Genomic DNA, 19564 nt, shown 5'->3' with positions numbered 1-19564 from the left:
TTGAGAATAATCATCGTGAATATGCTCTTCCCGCTGCTGGCGGTGCTGATCTGGTCGGTTAACGCCGTCGTCAGCAAACTCTCCGCCACCACAATCGATCCGGCCGCCATCTCGTTTTACCGTTGGCTGCTGGCGCTGATCGTCCTGACCCCGTTCGTGTTGCCCGGCGTGATCCGCAATTGGCGGGAGGTGCGCGCCAACGGGTGGAAATTGCTGATCCTCGGCCTGCTCGGCATGGTGCTGTACCAAAGCCTGGCCTACTATGCGGCGCACAGCGTCAGCGCGCTGTTTATGGGTATCATTGTGTCGCTGATCCCGCTGCTGACCATCCTGATCAGCATCGTACTGCTGCGCATTGCACCGACCGTCGGCGTGGCGATCGGCAGCGTGCTGTCCTTCGGCGGATTGATCTGGCTGGTCAGCGCCGGTCATCCAGGCGAGCTGCTGCAACATGGCATCGGCAAGGGCGAACTGATGATGTTCGCCGCCGCCGCTTCCTATGCGCTGTACGGCGTGCTGACCAAACGCTGGATGATTGCTCTGCCTAATTGGCAGGCGCTGTATGTGCAAATCCTGTTCGGTGTCGTGCTGTTGCTGCCCAACTTTCTGATGGCGCAGGATGTCGGGCTGAACAGCCAGAATATCCCGCTGGTGCTGTTCGCCGGCATCCCGGCTTCGATCATCGCGCCTTTCTTGTGGATCCAGGGCGTGATGCGCCTCGGGGCCAATACCGCGTCGATATTTATGAACCTGTCGCCGGTCTTTACCGCCGTCATCGCCGTGCTGTTCCTGCATGAACAGCTGCACAGCTACCATTTGATCGGCGGCGGCGTCACGCTGCTGGGCGTAATTTTGTCGCAACGCCTGCGCACGCCGTTAGGGCGCAAGGCAAAAAAACCAGCGGCCGAAGTGAAGTCCTAAGGCAACAGCTGAAAACGCACCCGCACCAGCAGGCCGCCCAGCGCGGCCGAGGTCAACAGCTCCGGGCGGGTGCCGTGATAGCGGGTAATGTCGCTGACCAGCGCCAACCCCAACCCGGCACCGGGCTGATCGCCCACGTTATCCAGCCGGTGGAAGGGTTGCAGCGCCTGCGCGGTATCCTGCTGAGCAATGCCTGGCCCGTTATCTTCTATCTCCAGCACGCACTCCCCGGCCGGTTTATCGAGCGTCAGACGCGCGGTGACCACGCCCTGATTCGGCACGTATTTCAGCGCGTTATCCAGCAGATTGGCGCACAACTCGGTGAGCAACAGCGTCTCACCGCCGACCCAGCATACCGACTCCCCTTCATAGCCTAAATCAATACGCTTGCTGCGCGCCTGCGGCAGGCGCGAAAAACAGGCATCGCGCAGTACCTGCGCCAGATTCACCGGTTGCAGCTTGCGATCGGCGTGATGCTCATGGGCTTTAAGCCGCGAGAGATAGAGCAGGCGATCGGTCAGCGCCACGGTGTTATCCAGCGTGACGCTCATCGCCGCCAGGCTTTCCCGCCACTGCTCCGGCTTATCGCTGGCCAGCGCCACCCCCACCTGAGTTTTCAGTACCGTCAGCGGCGTGCGCAGTTGATGAGAGGCGTCGGCGCTAAAACGCTCCTGACGCGCCACCATTACCCGCAGCCGTTCGATATAGCGATTGAACGCCAGCAGCAGAGGCTGCATTTCCGACCAGGGCAACACCATCGGTAACGGCGTCAGTTCGCCCGGATCGCGCCGCAGCATGATGCCCGAAAGCTTGCGCATCGGCTTTAGCACTCGCTTGAGCAAGGCGAAGGCCAGAATCATCGTCAGCACCACCACGGTCCCCTGGCTGAGCAAGGCGGAAAGCATCATCTGCCGTGCCAGGTAACGGCGCGACTCCAGCGTTTCCGCCACCAGGATCGTCGCCATGCCCATGACGCCCGATTCATTGACCGGCTGGTACAGCGCAGCCACGCGGATCGGCCGGCCGCTGTATTCTGCGTCATAGAAATGCACCAGCGCCGGATACAGACTGGATCGCAGGATATGCGGCGGCATGGGCGGCAGATCGTCGTAACCGGAGATGCTTTTTCCCTGCGGAGAGATCACTTCGTAATAGAGCTGATCGTTCATGTTGCGCTCAAAGCTGTCGAGCACCACGTAAGGCACATCCACTTCCAGGCGGCCGTTGCGCACCACCAGCCGCTCCGCCACGGTGCGCGCCGATGCCAGCAGCGTGCGATCATAAGCTAATGTGGCGGCGTTCATGGCGCTAAAGTAATGGGTGTAAATGGAGATGCCGCCCAGTACCAGCAAAGGTAAACCGAAAAACAGCAGCAGTTGATAAAACAGGGAGCGCGGTGCGTTAAACCACCTCATTGCTGAGCTCCAGGCTGTAGCCCAGACCGCGCAGGGTGACGATCGCCACGTTGCTGCCCTGTAGCTTTTTCCGCAGCCGATGCACGTACAGCTCAATACTCTCCGGATTGGCCTCGTCGGACAGGGTAAACACCTGTTCAAACAGCTGCTGTTTGGCGACCGGCCGGCCGCGCCGGTGGATCAGGGCGGTCAGCACCGCCAACTCACGCGGCGTTAGCGACAGCGGTTTATCGTCCAGTCGAAAATAGCCTTCATCGTGATAGGTCAGCGCGCCATATTGCAGCGCCTGCTGGGTAACGCCGACGCTGCGGCGCAGCAGCGCCCGAATGCGCGCTTCCAGCTCATCGAGTTCAAAGGGTTTGGTGAGATAGTCATCGGCGCCCAGATTCAGCCCTTTGACCCGATCGGCAACGTCAGTTCTGGCGGTCAACAGCAACACCGGCAGGTCCTGGCCGCGCTTGCGCAGGCGGGCCAGCAGATCCAGGCCATTCAGGCGCGGCAACGCTACGTCCAGCACCACCAGCGCATAGCGTTCGTTTAACAACAGGTGGTCGGCCGCCAACCCGTCCGGCGCGATGTCCACGGCAAAACCGGCGCCGGTCAGCGCCTTTTGCAACCAATGGGATAACTCGGGATGATCCTCTACCAATAACAGCCGCATTTTTCCATTCCATTGATTTATCTGTACAAGCAGGATGAATACAGCGCCATATCGTCAGGAGACGACATATCGCTTGTTAACATGTTTATAACAGCAGGATGGCATGGAAGGCGGCGTGATAGAAGGGTGGCGCAGAGCCCGTTTTGGGAGCTGGTACACAATTACGATATAGAACAACGGGTGCTGGCGGCACCCGGTTTATTTCAACATGGAAGCCCGCTGTCGGCCAAGGCGATATCAAGCACCGGCCGCACTTTGGCTGGGCTGAACGGCGGAGAAACCAGCACGGAGCGATTATTGGCGGCAAAAACGATGTCCACGCCGGTGATGCAGGCGGTCATTTGGCAGGCATGTTTTTCGCCGTTGGCCGTAGAAAAATGCAGTTCAAAAACGCCGATCTCCGGGCGCAGGCGTTTTAACCGACAATGCCCCGCCTCCCCAATCATTTCAGCATAAGCCGCCGGCAACATCTTGATAGCGCTCACCTTGGCGTTGTCCCTGCCACCGAATAATTTCCCGAGTAAAAACATAATAATGCGTCCGTAATAATTTTATTTTTTATTATTTTACCCCAAGAGCAACGCAACAAAACTGACATTACACATGTTTTAAGCCAGGTTTACGGGCTGTTCTTGCCACGCCGTATGTGCTAGCGCACCGACAGTTGGTCCCGGACAGGAGACGCGTATCACATCTTGTAAACTTTCCCTGCGACTGAAAGGTAAATGAAAGGTTGTTGATTTAACAATTCAGCAACCCGTATCGGCGGGGATTCACACCGACAGAAAATACCTTGGGGAAAGCAATGAAAAAAACAATCACCCGTACTCTGGCTGCAACTGCCCTGCTGCTGGCAGCCAATCAGGCCTTTGCCATAGAAGCGCCGAAACGCACCGAATGCATCGCCCCCGCCAAGCCCGGCGGTGGTTTTGATCTGACCTGCAAACTGATTCAGGTGTCGCTGCAAGAAACCCAAGCCATCGACAAACCGATGCGCGTTACCTATATGCCCGGCGGCGTCGGTGCGGTGGCTTATAACGCCATCGTCGCCCAACGCCCTGCGGAATTCGGCACTGTAGTGGCCTTCTCCGGCGGCTCCCTGCTCAACCTTTCGCAAGGGAAGTTCGGCCGGTACAACGTCGATGACGTGAAATGGCTGGCCGCCGTCGGTACCGACTACGGCATGATTGCCGTGCGCGCCGACTCGCCGTACAAAACCCTCAAAGAGCTGATGAACGCCTTCCAGAAAGATCCCAACAGCGTGGTGTTCGGCGCGGGCGCGTCGATCGGCAGCCAGGACTGGATGAAAACCGCCCTGCTGGCGCGCGAGGTCGGGGTCGATCCCCACAAGATGCGCTACGTCGCGTTCGAAGGCGGTGGCGAGCCGGTCACCGCGCTGCTCGGTAACCATATTCAGGCAGTGTCCGGCGATTTGAGCGAAATGGTGCCCTACCTGCAAGGTGACAAAATTCGCGTGCTGGCGGTGTACTCCGAACAGCGTCTGCCGGGCCAGTTAGCCGACGTGCCGACCGCCAAAGAACAGGGGTTCAATCTGATCTGGCCGATCATCCGCGGTTTCTACGTTGGCCCGAAGGTCAGCGAAGAGGAATACCAGTGGTGGCTCGACACCTTCAAGAAAATGATGGCAACCGACGAATTCAAAAAGCAGCGCGATCTGCGCGGCCTGTTTGAATTCAACCTGGCCGGCAAGGAGCTGGATGCCTATGTGAAAAACCAGGTCAATCAGTACCGCGAGCAGGCCAAAGTCTTCGGCCTGGCTAAATAACCGGGGGAAATACCATGAGCGATCGCATTTTTGCCGGTTTCTGGTTGCTGCTGTGCATCGGCGGCCTGTTTATCGGCTGGGGCATTCAGAGCGAATACAGCTATGAACCGCTGGGGCCGCGCCCCTTCCCACTGGCCATCCTCAGCCTGATGTCGCTGTGCGCGGCACTGCTGCTGCTGAACAAACCGCAGACCGTCGAATGGCCGCACAACAAGGTAATGCAACGCCTGCTGGTGCTGGTGATTACGCTGGTGCTGTACGCCTGGGGCTTCGAATGGCTGGGCTTTCCGCTGGCCACCGCACTGCTGACCTTCAGCATTGGCTTGCTGTTCCAGGCCAGCCTGCTTGCGGCAGCGGTCTCCGGCGTGGTGATGGGCGTTGCGCTGTACTACGCCTTTGACCAATTACTCGATGTAACACTGCCACTCGGCGTTTGGCTGAGCTAACGGGGGCGATGATGGAAACCTGGATGTATTTAACCCAAGGGTTCGAGGTGGCGCTGGTGCCGCAGAACCTGATTATCGCGCTGATTGGCTGCTTCGTCGGCACCATTGTCGGCCTGCTGCCGGGGCTGGGGCCGATCAACGGCGTGGCTATTCTGCTGCCGCTGGCGTTTGCTCTCAAGCTGCCGGCCGAGTCCGCGCTGATCCTGCTGGCGACGGTCTATATCGGCTGCGAATACGGCGGCCGCATCTCGTCCATCCTGCTTAACGTACCCGGCGACGCGGCGGCGATCATGACCGCGCTGGACGGCTACCCGATGGCGCAACAGGGCCGCGCCGGCGTGGCGTTGTCGATCTCGGCGGTCAGCTCTTTCGTCGGTTCCATGATCGCCATCGGCGGCATTATTCTGTTCGCCCCGCTGCTGGCGCGCTGGTCACTGGCGTTTGGTCCGGCGGAGTACTTTGCCCTGATGGTGTTCGCCATCGCCTGTCTGGGCAGCATGATGAGCCAAAACCCGCTGAAGTCGCTGCTGGCGGCGCTGATTGGCCTGGGGCTGGCGACGGTAGGCGTAGACGCCAACACCGGCGTTTACCGCTTCACCTTCGACAGCGTGCATCTCTCCGACGGCGTGCAGTTTATCGTGGTGGTGATCGGGTTGTTCTCGGTCAGTGAAATCCTGCTGATGCTGGAAAGCACCAGCGGCGGACAAAAGCTGGTGCGTAAAACCGGTCGCCTGTTGTTTAACCGCAAAGAGGCCGCCGAGTGCGTCGGCCCGACGCTGCGCTCTTCGGTGATCGGCTTCTTCGTCGGCATTCTGCCCGGCGCCGGTGCCACCATCGCCAGTGCGCTCACCTATATGACCGAAAAGAAAATCAGCGGCAACAGCGAGACCTTCGGCAAAGGGGATATTCGCGGCGTCGCGGCGCCGGAAGCCGCCAACAATGCTTCGGCCTGCGGCTCGTTCATTCCGATGCTGACGCTGGGCGTACCGGGTTCGGGCACCACGGCGGTGATGATGGGCGCACTGACGCTGTACAACATCACGCCAGGCCCGGCGATGTTCACCGAGCAGCCGGACATTGTCTGGGGCCTGATCGCCGCGTTGCTGATTGCCAACGTGATCCTGCTGATCATGAACCTGCCGCTGGTCGGCCTGTTTACCCGCATGCTGACCATCCCGCTGTGGTTCCTGGTACCGGCGATTGCCGCCGTGTCTGCGGTGGGCGTTTATGCGGTGCACAGCACCACCTTTGACCTGCTGCTGATGGTCGGGCTGGGGGTGTTCGGTTATATCTTGCGGAAAATGCACTTCCCGATGTCGCCGCTGATCCTGGGTTTCGTGCTGGGTGAAATGCTGGAACAGAACCTGCGCCGCGCGCTGTCTATCAGCAACGGGGATTTCGGCATTCTGTGGAGCAGCGGTATCGCGCAAACGCTGCTGGCATTGGCGGTAGCGGTGCTGGTGTTGCCGCTGTTGCTGCGCGGAGTACGAAAACGCCGCAGGGTGGAAGAAACGGCCAAAGCCGAGTAAGTATAGTGGGCGGGGAGATTACCCCGCCCTTTTCAGTTTTAACGCTTAATGTCGTTTATCGCCCGTTCCAGGGCGGCAATATCATTGTCGGCCAGCCAAGGTTGCACACGGGCAAAATCCTCCGCCGACAAATCATAAATGCGCAACGCAAGTAACCCTGCGATCGTCTCCGGAGTAAACCGCAGCTTGATCGGCCGCGCCGGGTTGCCGCCCACGATGGCGTAAGGTTCGACATCCGCAGTCACTATGCTGCCTGCAGCCACCACCGCCCCTTCGCCAATAGTGACGCCCGGCATCAGCATCGCCCGCATGCCTATCCAGCAGCCGTCGCCCAGTCGGGTATCGCCCTTGGGCTGATAAGCGGCCTGGATGCTCTCCATAAACGGGTACAGGCTCAGCCAATCGATACGGTGCGTATGATTGCCGCCCATCAGGATCACCGCCTCGGCGGCTATGCAGACATAATCGCCGATCAGCAATTTGTCTATCGGCCCCAACGGTGGCCACTGCTGGCTGACCGCGTCGCCGTGTAAATAACGCACGACGGAGCGTTCGAAACCGCTATCCCAGCAGTCGCTGTAATAGCTGTGGGTTCCCTTGACGATAATATTGGGATTGGTCACCGTTTGGTGCAGCAGTTCTGTTTTGGACCAGTGTTTTTCAGACATGGCGCTTTCTCTTTTGCTGGTTGCAAGAGCCACGGAACGAGATCTGTGGCCGTGTTTTCGTTCACCAAACACGGCCCGATTAAGCGATGATCGCCTTTTTTAATCTTGGATTGTTAGTCATGATTGCCTCTCCAGCGAGGCATAAGGGTAACAAATCAGGCCTGAGCCGTCTTCTTCTTCAGCATCAACACCCCACCCATCACCAGCGCGCTGCCCAGCAGTTGCAGCCGGTTCATGTTTTCCCCCAGCAGGAAATAGGCAATGACCGCCGTGAACACCAGCTCCAGCGACAAAATCAGGTTTGCAACCGCCAGCGGCAACGTCTTCAGGCTGATATTGTACAGGCCAAACCCCAGCAGCGTCGGCCCGGCGGCCAGGATAACCAGCAACAGCCAGCCACTCCATTCAATGCCCTGCGCCCCCTGGGACAGGAACCACAAAGAGCCGGTCATGCCCTGAAATGCCGGCAGGGGAAACAGCGTCAGCGCGATGTTGAACAGCCATTGGTAAACCGCCGAAAAACCAAACACATACAAAATGGTATTCCACACCGGATAGCGCCGTTCCGTGGCTACGCGCCCGCCCAGGGTGTACAGGGTATAGCCGATACCGGACAACATGCCAATCAACAGCCCCAGCAGGTTGAAATGGGCGTTGCCCAGGCTGTCGCCGTTACTGACCAGGAAACAGCCGCCCAGGCTGACCACAATCACCAGCAGTTGGCGCAGGTTCAGCCGTTCGCTGTACATCACCCAGCCAAGAAATACGGTAAAACCTACCGAGCAGTAAGTAAGAATGGTCGCCACAGAAGCGCCATTCAAGGCTACCGACAGCGTCCACAGGCTGTTGAACACCGCCAGCAGCAGGCCATAACAGGCATAAAAAGGCACCTGCGCAGGCTGCAAACGCGCCCATTCGGGTTTGATCAGCAACAGCAACGGCAATAATACCAGGGCAACCAACGCCGCACGCCAAAAGGCCAGCACAAAGGTGGGCAAGTGATAATGCTCCGTCAGCACACGGATAATAATGGCGGTAAAGGCCAGCAGCATGGCGCTGACGATGGCAATGACATACCCCTGACTGCTGCCCTGCAAAATACGCGCACCGGGGAAAACCGGCCTTGCTGAAATACCCGACGGTAATGACATGACACCCTCAAAAACGGCGATAACGGACTCAGGCAGGAATTCTAACGCGGCGAAATTTTGTCGCCAGAGCCACTTTCTCCCATTGTTGTGCAGGCCACTTTTATCCGCTTGAAGCCCGATGGCCATGAGGTATAGTAAAAATCATCGTCCCTGACCGAGCCAATTTCCATGCATATCCCGTTAGACCGCCAGCAGGATGTCCCGCTGTATCTGCAAATTGAAGAGGCGCTGCGGCGGGCGATACTGAGCGGCGTCTTTGTTGATGGCGACAAACTGCCGTCCACCCGTACATTGGCAGCCGAACTGGCCGTCAGCCGGCTGACGGTCGACAATGCCTACGCCGAACTGGCGTCCAAAGGATTTCTGCGCCAACGGCGCGGTAGCGGTGCCTACGTCCTGCATCCGAGCGCGCGGCCTGCTCAACCGCAGCCGACGTCCGATACGCCGTTCCCGGCAGAGCGTTTCACCACGCTGACCTCGCGGCTGGACGGCTACCCCGACACGCCGCTGCCGGAAAACATCATCAACTTTGCCGCCGGTGTCGGTAGCCCGAAGGTTTTTCCCCAGGAAGAATTCCGCAAGATATTGCTGTCGGTGCTCAGCCGCCATGCCGAAGAAGCTTTCGGCTATGGCGAATACTGCGGCTATTACCCGCTGCGCGATACGCTGGGACGGATCCTCACCGCCCAAGGCATCCCCACCCAAGCGGAACAGGTGCTGATCACCAACGGCTCGCAACACGCCATCAGCCTGATTGTGCAAAGCCTGCTTGAGCCGGGAGATACCGTGATCGTCGAAGAACCCACCTACGCCGAAGCGCTGGGGCTACTGCGCCTGCACAGGCTCAATATCGTCACCATCCCCAGCGATCGACACGGCATGCGGGTTGAACACCTGCCAGCGCTGCTGGAAAAACACCGGCCAAAACTGATTTATACCATCCCCAACTTTCATAACCCGACCGGGCGTTGCATGAGCGAAGCCCGCCGCCGACGCCTGCTAGCGCTGGCGCAACATGCCGGCGTGCTGATCCTGGAGGACGATTTCGTCGGCGATCTGCGCTACAACGGCAAACAGCTGCCGTCACTGCGGGCGCAGGCCTCGCCGGGCGCGGTGATGTATGTCAGCACTTTTTCCAAAATGCTGCTGCCCAGCATGCGCATCGGCTACCTGGTCGCAGACAGTGAGCAATATCAGCGGGTAGCGCGGTTAAAACACGTCGACAGCTTTACCAGCTCCAACTTGATCCAGCGGGCGCTGGACGCCTTCGTCACCATTGGCCGCTATGACAAACAGCTGCGGCGTGCCGGGCGGATCTACCGCCAGCACCGCGATGCCATGGTAACGGCATTGCAGCAGCATCTGCCGCACGGCTGCCACTTTGAGACGCCTGAGGGCGGATTGTTTATCTGGCTGACGCTGCCCGCTGCGGTTAACAACGAAACGTTGATGCCGGTGGCCTGGCGCCACGGCGTCACCTTTGCGCGCGGAGAGTGTTTTTATGCTCAGGAACAACGTGGTACGCATGGCTTGCGATTGAATTTCGCCGCTAATACGCCGCCGCTGATTGAAGAAGGTATCGCCCGACTCTGCCGGGCGATTAATGAGGTCATCGCCGCCAAATAGACCGGGGCTTATCGCCCGGCCCACCACAGACGCAGTTTCATTCCCCAGTAGCTGGTCCAGCCGGTGGTGCTTTGCACCACCTTGCCCTGGGAAATGACCACCAGCGTCGGGGTGACGCCAACCTGCCATTGCGCCGACAGCTCGCCGCGCGGATCGTTAACCACCGGCAGCGTCAGCCGTTTGCGCGCCAGCCACTGTTCGACCTGCAGATCGTCACCGGAACGCAGCGCCACGGTCAGCACATTGCCGCCCTCCTCCGCCAGCCTGGCAACATATGGCGTGGTAAAGCGGCACACGCCGCACCAACTGGCCCAGAAATAGACCAGCAGCGGCTTGTCCCGGCTGAGCTGCGCGAGTGAAACCCTCTCGCCGCTCAATGTGGTCAACGCCTGCACATCGAAAGCCGCCGGCGCCTGCGGTGCGCGCAGCCAGTCCATCGCCATCACCACCGCCAGCACAATCAGCAGCAGGATCAAGAGTTCGCGCCCCCAGCGCCGCAGCTTAGCCATTTTTGGCCTTCGCCAGTTGCTGTTTCACTATCGCCTCCAATTCCTCGTAAGACACCGCTCCCGGCAGCATCTGGTCGCCAATCAGCGTCGCAGGCGTTCCCTGCACCCCCAGTTTTTCCGCCAGTTCCATGTTGGTGCGCAGCGTGGTCATGCTCAGCTCACTCGGCGCCACCGCTTTCACCCCGGTTTTCTGCTGGGCGGCGGCGATGCTGGCGCTGTCGTGGAAGCCCTTTTTCGCCATCAGCCGCTGGTGCAACGCCCAAAACTGGTCCGGATGTTGCTGCCAGGCAGTTAGAGCGACACGCGCAGAGCTGACCGAGCTTTCGCCCTTGAACGGCAGCAGTTTCACCACCAGCGCTACCTCCGGATTTTGTTTGACGATTTTTTCCAGCATCGGATCAAAGCGCTTACAGTACGGGCAGTTGTAATCCGTGAACACAACCAGAGTCAGCCTGGCGTTGCCGGCCCCCAGACGCGGGCTGGCAGGGTCTTCATACAAAGCTTTGGCGTTTTGCTTAATTGCCTGATCGATCTGCTGGCCGGCGGTCTGCTGCTGCCAGGCATCGACCGCCTGCGCCAGAATATCCGGGTTCGACACCAGGGTTTCGCGGATCAGTTCCTTAATGCGCAACTCCTGCTCTGGGGTAAAGGGGGCGGCGGCCCAGACGGGAACGGCAATCAGCATCAATAACATCAGTAACTTTTTCATTGTGAATTTCCTTTGGCGGCGGACAGGGTTTGCAACACGGCATCGCGGGTTAACAGCGGGGACAACACCACACCGTCAGGGCTGCCGGGGCCATAAATCTGGTTAAAAGGCACGGCAACGCTGCCGCGCCGTTGCAGGAAGGCGCTGATTTCGGCAGAAGGACGGCTCCAGTCACCCCGCAGAGCGACCACGTCTTCGGCATTCAGCGCTTTTTGCACATCATCGCGCAACAGTACGTTGAATTTATTGGCTTTACAGGTGACGCACCAGTCGGCAGTGACGTCGATAAACACCCGCTTACGCTCGGCCAACGCCTGGGTGATCGCCTGCTCGCTCAGCGGTTGCCAGCGCACCTTGTCCTGCAACGGCTGACGCCACACCCCGGCGGTGAGCGAACCGGCCAACAACGCCACGCCGAACAGCACCAGCGTGGCGGCAACCCATCCGGCAGCAAGGCGCACGCCATGCCGTCGCCATACCGCCAACAGCAGCGCCAGCAGCGCCATGCCGCCCACGGCCAGCGTCGGGGTGGCGCCAATATGATTCACCATCAAGCTCAGCAGCCACAGCGAAGAGGCCAGCATCAGCAGCCCCATTACCCACCGTAACGCGTTCATCCAACGCCCCGGACGCGGCAAACGCAGCGCCAGCGCCGGCCAGGCGGCAATCAGCAGCCACGGCAGGCTCATACCGATCCCCAACGCGACAAACATGCCCCACAGCACCGGCAGCGGCGCGGCCAGGGCAAACGCCACGGCAGTACCAAGAAAGGGTGCCGAACAGGGCGTCGCCAGCAAGGTGGCAAAAGCGCCCTGCCAGAAATGCCCGCTCAGGCCGTGCCCGTTATGGGTCGCCAGTTTGGTATTCAGCGAAGAGGAAAGCTGCACGTGGAACAGGCCGAACAGGTTGGCGCTGAACAACAACGTTACCAGCACCATAAAGCCGATAAACCACGGGTTTTGAAACTGAATGCCCCAACCGAGCGCCTGATTGCTCAACCGCAGCGCCGTCATCAGCAACGCCAACGCCATAAACGAGGCTACGATACCCAATGACGAAGCCAGAAACTGCAGTCGGATGCTGCGCCGATCCCGCAGTTCTACCTGCAAAATCGAGCCCAGTTTGATGCCGAGCACCGGCAGCACGCAGGGCATCAGGTTGAGGATCAGCCCACCGGCCAGCGCCATCAGCACCGCCTGCCACAGCGGGAAAGCCGCCGCAGCCGGAGAAACCAGCGGCCCGCCAATCGGCAATTGAACCTGCTGCGCGATGCCACCGTCACTGATGACCAACGTCAGGGTTTTGCCGCGCAAGTCCGGTGCGCTATCCCCCCAGCCATCACTGACCGGTACCTGCGCCAACATCCGACTGCCGTCGGTGCCGATCTGCGGTTTGCCGAGATCGGCATCCTCCAGCGTATCGAAGAACAACTCGGGCTGTTGCCAGCCGGCGGTGCGCTCGGCGATGATCTGCAGTTCCCCGCGCTGATAACCGGCTTTAATGCCGTCAACCAGACCATCGGCTATCGGCACCTGCCCCATCGCCTGAGCAAAGTCGTGGTTAAACTGCGCGTCTGGGGGCGCGCCGAGATCGAGACTGAACGGATAGTCGGTCAAGATGCAGACGTTACTGCAAGTAGACAGCGTCAAGGTGCCCGCCAACTGAGGCGGTACGGCGCCCTTTATCGCTATCGGCAGTTCAACCCGATCGTGATATCCCTGAGTGGAAATGCCGGCTACGTCAAAACGCTGCGGCGTCGGCCAAAACCAGGTGGCCGGCAGCGGGTTGCCTTGCCAGCTTATCGCCGGCGCAATACCGCCTTCGCCGGGTGAACGCCAGTAGGTTTTCCAGCCTTGTTGCAACTCTATTGCCAGCAGCAGCCGGGTCTCCCCAGGGTGCGACGTGTCGGCGCGCAGCCGCACTTTGGCGTGATCGTTGGCCGGGCTTTGCAGCCAGCCGCTGTCTGCCGCCTGCAAGGCGGGCAGCCACAGCATTAACAGGCAGGCAAGCGCCGACCTGATGATATTCAACATGTTTTTTCTCCATAAATGAGTCAATCACCAAAAAGGACGGGTGATTAACTCATTCACGGAATACGCATAATCGGAGGTGTACCCTGAGGGTCGTGGGAGAAATCACTCTGGGAGGAGGAATACGCAAACGCGCGGCCACGGTGGGTGCCAGCAGCACCAACAGCAGGCCAAGACCGAACAGCAGCGTTTCGAACATCACCGGCGGCGCGGCCAACAGGGACTTGGCGCTCAGTTCGCAGGGCTTGGGCTGAAGTGCAGCGTCGTCATCGGGGGCGGAGAGTGCGACACCTGCAACGGGCAGGCCCATCGCCTGCTGCAACGCATGCAGGCCCGCCATGCGTTGAGTCATGCAGGTCAGCACCACCAGGCAAGCCAGGCATAAAAACCATTTCGCAATCCGCTGCTGTTTAACCATGCTGCCCTCAATGCCAAGTCTGGGCTTATCTTAGCGGCGCAGACGTGATTAGCAATCATTTTGCCTGTAAAGAAATGTCTGAGGGCGGTATTGGTAGCGGCCATTTACAGGTATCATGGAGGCACACCTGCGCTTTTCGCCGGGTACGACGATTTTTCTCTCCCCAAAGTAATTGGGGTTGCGGCAAGGCGGCAAGCAAGTGAATCCCGATGACTCAGTAAGTGGTTCGGGTGAGATTGCACAGTCAACGCAGCTGCAACCTCAAGTAAGAAGGGGATACACAGCGAAGGACTGGTGATATGCAACCTTTGAGTGGACCGGGCACCCCGATCGCCAGCGATCGCCCTCCGAACCCGGGCAAAACCACAACCACCGACGACGGCCCGCTCTCTCCAGCGCAACGCACTACGCTGGAGAAGTTGATCGTTAAGATCATGGCGCTCAGCCCGGCCAAGTCCGCAGAAATCTGGGCCACGCTGCGTCACGATCTCGGGGCAGACCATAATAGCAGCGAACTGCTGGCTCGCCATTTCCAGCCGGCCGAGCAACTGTTGCAAAACCGCCTGAACCAGGTGCAGCAAAGTCATGCCAGCCGCCAGTTGCTTCAGCAACTCACCGAACTGTTGCCTCAGGGCAATAACCGCCAGGCCGTCAGCGATTTTATTCGCCAGCAGTTTGGCCACACGGTGCTGAGCCAATTGAGCCATCCGCAATTGCAGCAGGTGTTGAACCTGTTGCAGACCGGCAGCCTGGCCATTCCTCATCCGCAGCAGACCGCCACCAGCGATCGCCCGTTACTGCCTGCCGAGCACCAAAACCTGCAACAGCAGGTGACCAAACTCAGCGCCGCTACCGGCGAGTCGCCGATCAAGATCTGGCAGACGCTGTTTGATCTGGCCGGGGTAAAAACCAACGACCCGCTACCGGCTCGCCATTTCCAACTGTTAAACCAGTTTTTGCAGGTCAAAGTGGCGCTTAGTCCGCAGTCCGCACCGACGCTGAACAGCCTGTTGGCCGCACTTAAACAACCGGCCGACCCACAGGAACAACAACAGTTGAATGACTACTGCCAGTCGCGTTTCAACTGCAACGCCAGCGCACCGCTCACCCACCCGCAGATGAGCGATGCCATCAACCAGCTGTTTGCCCGCCGTCTTGAAAAAACCGGCCCCACTCAGCCGATCGCCGGCGGCCCTGCCGAACCGCAGCCGTTGCTCAATCCGTTGATCGCCGCGCTGCCTCAACCGCTGCAAAAGGCGCTGAACAAGCCGGCAGTGGCGTTTATCCTGCTGATTCTGGTACTGGCGGTGGTCTTGGCGCTGGTGTTTTAACCGTCAGGCACAACCGCAGTCTTCCCCTGCTACAGTGCCCCGCAGCGAACCCGGCTGCTCACCGGTGGCCAATGGATGGCCATCGCGTTTCCAGAAATCCAGCCCGCCAATCAGCTCCTTCACTCTGAACCCCAGTTGCGCCAGCTTGTATGCCCCCTTGGTCGAGCCGTTGCAGCCGATGCCGTCGCAATAGGTGACATAGACTTTATTGCGATCCAGATGCGCCGTGCCGGCCTCGTCCATCAGCCGATGCGGCAAACTGATAGCGCCGGGAATATGCCCGGCCGCATACAAGGCTTGCGCGCGAGTATCTATCACCAGGATCTCGCTGACGCCGTTGCGCAGATCTTCCGCCACATCCCATGCGTCCGCGTAATAACTCAATTTCGCCGCCAGATAGTCCAGGCTTTGCGCCGCCGGCCCAGGGGGAAATGCCAAAACCAATGAAGATGCCGCCATAAAATTCACTCCTGTGGATGAGACTGATGACAATATTGCCTGATTTTGGTCTTATGATTGATACCCATTCTCGCCACAAGACAAGACCCATTATGACCCGTGCACTAATCTCGCTTTTCCAACGGCCGGAACAGGACGCAGGCACCTTGCGTGAACGCGTTTGCGGCACGCTGCGCCGCGCTATTCATAACGGAACGCTGAGCCGTGGGCAACGGTTACCCTCATCACGGGTTCTGGCCGGGGATTTAGGCGTCTCGCGGGTGACCGCCGAGGCGGCGTACAGCCAACTGGAGGCCGAGGGATACCTGCAGAGACGGGTTGGCCAGGGCACCTTTGTGGCGATCGACATAGTGAAGTCCCCTTCAGCACGCAAAATCGCGGGCGAGCCTCGCTTGTCATCACGTGGCCGGCAGATCGTGCAAACCGGTGGCTGCCGCGATCCGCAGCAACCGCTGCCGTTTGCCGCCGGCTCCCCGGATCTGCGTGCCTTTCCGTTAAAGTTGTGGAAGCAGCTCACCGCTCAGCAATTGCGCCTGCGGGGAGAAAACCTGATGCGCTATGGCGACCCTCAGGGTTACCTGCCGCTGCGTGAGGCCATTGCCGGTTACGTTAGCCAGGCGCGCGGGGTCAACTGCGACGCGCAACAGGTCATGGTGCTGACCAGTTCGCAACAGGCGCTACAGCTGATCGCCGCCCTGCTATTGGACAGCGGCGACAAGGTATGGATGGAAGACCCCGGTTATGCCGGCGCCAGAAACGCCTTTACCAGCGCAGGTGCAGAGCTGGTACCGGTCAGCGTGGACGAAGCCGGTATGCAACCACATGAGCAGTTACCCAGGCCGCAGTTGATTTACCTGACGCCCTCGCACCACTATCCCACCGGCGTGGCACTGAGCCTGGCACGGCGACTCCAACTGTTGGCGTTGGCCCAGCGGCAGCGGGCATGGATTATTGAAGACGATTACGACAGTGAATTTCACTATGACGGTCAGCCGATGCCGGCGATGCAGGGGCTGGATCGCCAGGGCAACGTACTGTATTTAGGCACCTTTTCCAAAGCGCTTTTCCCTTCTCTGCGGCTGGCCTATCTGGTGGTGCCGCCCGCTCTGGTAGAACCTTTTACCACCGCACGTACGGTTTACGACGGCCACAGCGCCCAACTGATGCAGGCGGTCACCGCCGAATTCATCCATCAAGGGCATTTTGCCGCCCACATCCGCTACATGCGCCAGCTGTACCGCAGCCGTCGTGACCACTTGCTGCAGGAAGTGCAGGAAAAGCTTGGGCATTATGCCACCCCACAGCAGGCGGGTGGCGGATTGCAACTCAGCGTCTGGCTGCCGCCGGGCCAGGAAATGGCCCTCACCCGCCAGGCGCAGCAGCTGGGTGTGATCACGCCCGGACTGGCGGCACAGTATCAAACGGCGCAGGCGCGACGCGACGGCTGGCTGTTGGGTTTCGCCGCCCTGACGCCGGGGGAGATCCGTGCCGGGGTAGAACGGCTGGCCAGGATCATTCCCGCTTAGCGTTGCTGCGCGCAAACAACAGCGTGAAAGCCACGCCGGTCAACGCACACACCACTCCGGCCATAAATACCGAGGAATAGCCCAGCGACGTGGCCAACAGCCCGGTCAATGGGCCGGTAATGGCGTAAGAGACATCCTGAAACGCCGAGTAACCGCCGACGGCCGTGCCGCGCACCTGCGGCGGCACGCGTTTCACCACCTCCACGCCCAGTGCGGGGAAGATCAATGAGCAGCCTAAACCGGTGAATGCCGCCCCAACCAACGCCATCAGCGGCGTGGCGGCCGAGAACAGCAGCAGCAGGCCAAAGGCCTCAATCAGCAATGAAACCAGCGCCACGCGGATGCCGCCGAACTTGTCGGGATAATGGCCAAACAGCAGGCGCATCACCACAAATGCCACGCCGAACATCGTCAGCGCCAGGCCGGCATGCCCCCAGCCATTCGCGGTAAAATACAGCGACACAAAGGTGCCAATCACCGCAAAACCCACGCCCTGCAATGCCAGCGCTACGCCCGGTTGCCAAATGCTGCCCACCATTTTCCACAGCGAAGGACGTTCACCGTGCGTTGGCGCCACCGCCGCGACACGCATATTTAGCAGCATGGCGATCAGCGGCAGCAGCAAAGTAGACACGCCTAACGCCATAAAGCCCCAGTGCTGATGCAACATCAGGCCGACAGGCGCGCCTGCCGCCAGCGAGCCGTAGATCGCCATGCCGGTCCAGGACATTACCTTGCCGGAGCGGGCCGCCCCCACCAGACCAAAGCCCCAGGTCAGGGTGCCGGTCAGCAGCAGGCTTTCGCCGTAGCCTAAAATCAGGCGTCCGAGGATCAGCAGGGCGAATTTGATCTCTGGCGCCGCCGGCAGCAGCGCTGACGCCAGATAGGCGACGCCGGCCAGCGAACAGGCAATCATCCCCTGTCGCGCCGAGCGTTTGCCGCCAAAGCGGTCAGCCAGCCGACCGGCGTAACCGCGGGTCAGTACCGTCGCCAGAAACTGAATCCCCACCGCGACCCCCACCATCAGGTTGCTCATGCCCAGTTCAAAATGCACGTACAGCGGGATCACCGGCAACGGCAAAGCTACAGTCAGATAGGTGAGAAAGATCGCGCAGGTCAGCGAAAGCAGCGCTTTGTTAGCGGAAGGCTCCGCATGTGAAATCGTAGATGACATAGATTGCTCACTCAAAAGGGGAAATACAGAGAGAGCCAGATGACTCCAACGCTCTCTTCTCTCGTTGCCAAAGGCAACAAGAACGAGCGCGTTGGATTACGTGAACGCTTACGCAACCCAGAACCCTGGGTTGTATCGCCAGATAGTAACCAGCGGGCTCTGCGGCTGTCAATCACCCGCGTTTACTCGGGCCCTTTACTGCTCGGTCAGCCGCAGCTCGGCTACCACCGGCAGGTGATCGCTGACCGCGGGCCAGTGAATGCCATTCCAGTCGCCGCTGGCGTTAGGCACCGTCAGGCTGTCGAGATGCCAGCGTTGGGCATTGCCGCTAAAGATATAATCGACTTTGATTTCCGCATTTTCCGCCGGCCAGCTGCGGCCATCTTGCGTCGTGGGCATGATGTCGTTCCAGTAACGGCTCAGTTCGGTCCAGGTGACGCTGCCCGGTACGTCGTTCATATCGCCGAACAGCAGCTTGATGCCACGTATCTCGATGGTGCGATCGTTTAATTCACGCACCTGATCCAGGCGCATGGCCGGGTCTTCCTTGGTGTCCAGATGGGTATTGATCAAAGTGATCGGCGCCGGAAACTCGGGCACGTCGGTCTGGGCGCTAAAGGCAATGCGCTGTTCACGCTGGCCGGAAGGCAGCGGATAAATCTTGCTGTCATGCAAGGGGTATTTCGACAGAAACGCCAGGCCATATTCGCCGCCGTCAAAGTCTATCGCCCGCCCAAAGGCTACGTGCATGCCGGTCAGCTTGGCCAATTCCTCCGCCTGATCGAGTTTCCCGCTGCGGCCGGTGAGCTTATCCACTTCCTGCAGCGCCACCACGTCGACGTTCATCGCCTTGATCGCCTTGGCGATGGCGGTCATATCGCTGACCTTGCCGGCGGCAATATTGAAGCTGGCGATGCGGATCTTCGGCGCCTGCTCCAGATCATAGGTTTTGTTCTTCAGGCCGCCGAGTGCGCTGGCCACTTCGCGGCTGTTGACGTTACTGTTGGCATTGCCGGCAGCGGTGGATGACCAGGCGGCATGAGACATTCCCAGGGATAACAGAGTAATAAGCAAAGCATTACGTGAGCGCATCGGTTCTCCTTTAACGATCAGATTTATTGTTGGGGCACCCTTTCCCCCACAGCTAACAACGATTCTGCCGCAGATACCTGCGACTATTTCCTAGTTGCGCCGCTATTTTTTTA

Annotated in this window: 19 protein-coding genes; 7 read left to right on the top strand and 12 right to left on the bottom strand. The window is 59.6% G+C overall.

Annotation, left to right across the window (positions count from 1 at the left end; all coding sequences use genetic code 11):
• Positions 1-21 precede the first annotated feature (21 nt).
• On the top strand, positions 22-921 hold the full coding sequence (locus ACTJJ1_RS16515) for a DMT family transporter (RefSeq protein WP_421417098.1): 900 nt from the start codon (positions 22-24) through the stop codon (positions 919-921).
• Here ACTJJ1_RS16515 and ACTJJ1_RS16510 read toward each other — a convergent pair.
• From ACTJJ1_RS16510 to ACTJJ1_RS16500, 3 genes are all read right to left on the bottom strand, one after another.
• Positions 918-2336: a sensor histidine kinase gene (locus ACTJJ1_RS16510; RefSeq protein WP_062792092.1), complete on the bottom strand. Its 1419-nt coding sequence runs from the start codon at positions 2334-2336 to the stop codon at positions 918-920. The two genes, ACTJJ1_RS16515 and ACTJJ1_RS16510, sit on opposite strands and share 4 nt — an antisense overlap.
• Positions 2323-2997: a transcriptional regulator TctD gene (tctD, locus tag ACTJJ1_RS16505; protein WP_440834525.1), complete on the bottom strand. Its 675-nt coding sequence runs from the start codon at positions 2995-2997 to the stop codon at positions 2323-2325. The genes ACTJJ1_RS16510 and tctD overlap by 14 nt, the downstream gene beginning before the upstream one ends.
• A gap of 203 nt (positions 2998-3200) precedes the next feature.
• Positions 3201-3527, bottom strand: coding sequence for a hypothetical protein (locus tag ACTJJ1_RS16500; RefSeq protein ID WP_004947376.1), 327 nt, complete (start codon positions 3525-3527; stop codon positions 3201-3203).
• 275 nt (positions 3528-3802) lie between these two features.
• Between ACTJJ1_RS16500 and ACTJJ1_RS16495 the strand changes: the two genes are divergently transcribed.
• The 3 genes from ACTJJ1_RS16495 to ACTJJ1_RS16485 are packed head-to-tail and all read left to right on the top strand — an operon-like array spanning position 3803 to position 6758.
• Complete coding sequence (locus ACTJJ1_RS16495; protein ID WP_004947380.1) at positions 3803-4783, top strand: Bug family tripartite tricarboxylate transporter substrate binding protein; 981 nt, start codon at positions 3803-3805, stop codon at positions 4781-4783.
• Positions 4784-4797: 14 nt separating this feature from the next.
• Positions 4798-5229, top strand: coding sequence for a tripartite tricarboxylate transporter TctB family protein (locus ACTJJ1_RS16490; protein WP_409442872.1), 432 nt, complete (start codon positions 4798-4800; stop codon positions 5227-5229).
• Between the two features lie 11 nt (positions 5230-5240).
• Entirely contained in the window at positions 5241-6758 is a 1518-nt protein-coding gene (locus ACTJJ1_RS16485) for a tripartite tricarboxylate transporter permease (protein ID WP_440834641.1), read from the top strand.
• 38 nt (positions 6759-6796) lie between these two features.
• Here ACTJJ1_RS16485 and ACTJJ1_RS16480 read toward each other — a convergent pair whose 3' ends face one another.
• Positions 6797-7426, bottom strand: a complete 630-nt coding sequence (locus ACTJJ1_RS16480; RefSeq protein ID WP_004947390.1) for a CatB-related O-acetyltransferase — start codon at positions 7424-7426, stop codon at positions 6797-6799.
• A gap of 155 nt (positions 7427-7581) precedes the next feature.
• Positions 7582-8577, bottom strand: a complete 996-nt coding sequence (locus tag ACTJJ1_RS16475) for a DMT family transporter (RefSeq protein WP_062792089.1) — start codon at positions 8575-8577, stop codon at positions 7582-7584.
• Between the two features lie 168 nt (positions 8578-8745).
• On the opposite strand from ACTJJ1_RS16475, the gene pdxR (ACTJJ1_RS16470) reads away from it, so the two are divergent.
• Complete coding sequence (pdxR, locus tag ACTJJ1_RS16470; RefSeq protein ID WP_440834522.1) at positions 8746-10203, top strand: MocR-like pyridoxine biosynthesis transcription factor PdxR; 1458 nt, start codon at positions 8746-8748, stop codon at positions 10201-10203.
• Between the two features lie 8 nt (positions 10204-10211).
• Here the strand turns inward: pdxR (ACTJJ1_RS16470) and ACTJJ1_RS16465 are convergent, their stop codons facing one another.
• From ACTJJ1_RS16465 to ACTJJ1_RS16450, 4 genes are read right to left on the bottom strand one after another with little or no spacing between them, the layout of a single operon-like run.
• Entirely contained in the window at positions 10212-10712 is a 501-nt protein-coding gene (locus ACTJJ1_RS16465; protein WP_409442876.1) for a protein disulfide oxidoreductase, read from the bottom strand.
• Complete coding sequence (locus tag ACTJJ1_RS16460) at positions 10705-11421, bottom strand: DsbA family protein (RefSeq protein ID WP_006326930.1); 717 nt, start codon at positions 11419-11421, stop codon at positions 10705-10707. Before ACTJJ1_RS16460 ends, ACTJJ1_RS16465 begins: the two co-directional genes overlap by 8 nt.
• On the bottom strand, positions 11418-13454 hold the full coding sequence (locus tag ACTJJ1_RS16455) for a protein-disulfide reductase DsbD family protein (RefSeq protein ID WP_440834519.1): 2037 nt from the start codon (positions 13452-13454) through the stop codon (positions 11418-11420). The genes ACTJJ1_RS16460 and ACTJJ1_RS16455 overlap by 4 nt, the downstream gene beginning before the upstream one ends.
• Before the next feature lie 49 nt (positions 13455-13503).
• A complete protein-coding gene (locus ACTJJ1_RS16450) occupies positions 13504-13869 on the bottom strand; it encodes a hypothetical protein (RefSeq protein ID WP_004947404.1) in 366 nt (121 codons plus the stop codon).
• Positions 13870-14168: 299 nt separating this feature from the next.
• On the opposite strand from ACTJJ1_RS16450, the gene flk reads away from it, so the two are divergent.
• Positions 14169-15200: a flagella biosynthesis regulator Flk gene (flk, locus tag ACTJJ1_RS16445; RefSeq protein WP_122289605.1), complete on the top strand. Its 1032-nt coding sequence runs from the start codon at positions 14169-14171 to the stop codon at positions 15198-15200.
• A 3-nt stretch (positions 15201-15203) separates the two neighbouring features.
• Here flk and ACTJJ1_RS16440 read toward each other — a convergent pair whose 3' ends face one another.
• Complete coding sequence (locus tag ACTJJ1_RS16440; protein ID WP_440834516.1) at positions 15204-15659, bottom strand: rhodanese-like domain-containing protein; 456 nt, start codon at positions 15657-15659, stop codon at positions 15204-15206.
• Positions 15660-15751: 92 nt separating this feature from the next.
• On the opposite strand from ACTJJ1_RS16440, the gene pdxR (ACTJJ1_RS16435) reads away from it, so the two are divergent.
• A complete protein-coding gene (pdxR, locus tag ACTJJ1_RS16435; protein ID WP_440834514.1) occupies positions 15752-17185 on the top strand; it encodes a MocR-like pyridoxine biosynthesis transcription factor PdxR in 1434 nt (477 codons plus the stop codon).
• On the opposite strand, the gene ACTJJ1_RS16430 is transcribed toward pdxR (ACTJJ1_RS16435), so the two are convergent.
• Positions 17172-18359: an MFS transporter gene (locus ACTJJ1_RS16430; protein ID WP_440834512.1), complete on the bottom strand. Its 1188-nt coding sequence runs from the start codon at positions 18357-18359 to the stop codon at positions 17172-17174. The two genes, pdxR (ACTJJ1_RS16435) and ACTJJ1_RS16430, sit on opposite strands and share 14 nt — an antisense overlap.
• 195 nt (positions 18360-18554) lie before the next feature.
• Positions 18555-19451, bottom strand: coding sequence for an endonuclease/exonuclease/phosphatase family protein (locus tag ACTJJ1_RS16425; protein ID WP_004947424.1), 897 nt, complete (start codon positions 19449-19451; stop codon positions 18555-18557).
• Positions 19452-19564: the final 113 nt, after the last annotated feature.

The organism is Serratia sp. 22264 (genome assembly GCF_052045345.1).
Classification (GTDB): Bacteria; Pseudomonadota; Gammaproteobacteria; order Enterobacterales; family Enterobacteriaceae; genus Serratia; species Serratia plymuthica.
Note: the sequence above shows the minus strand (reverse complement) of the source record. Positions and strands in the feature narration are given on the sequence as shown.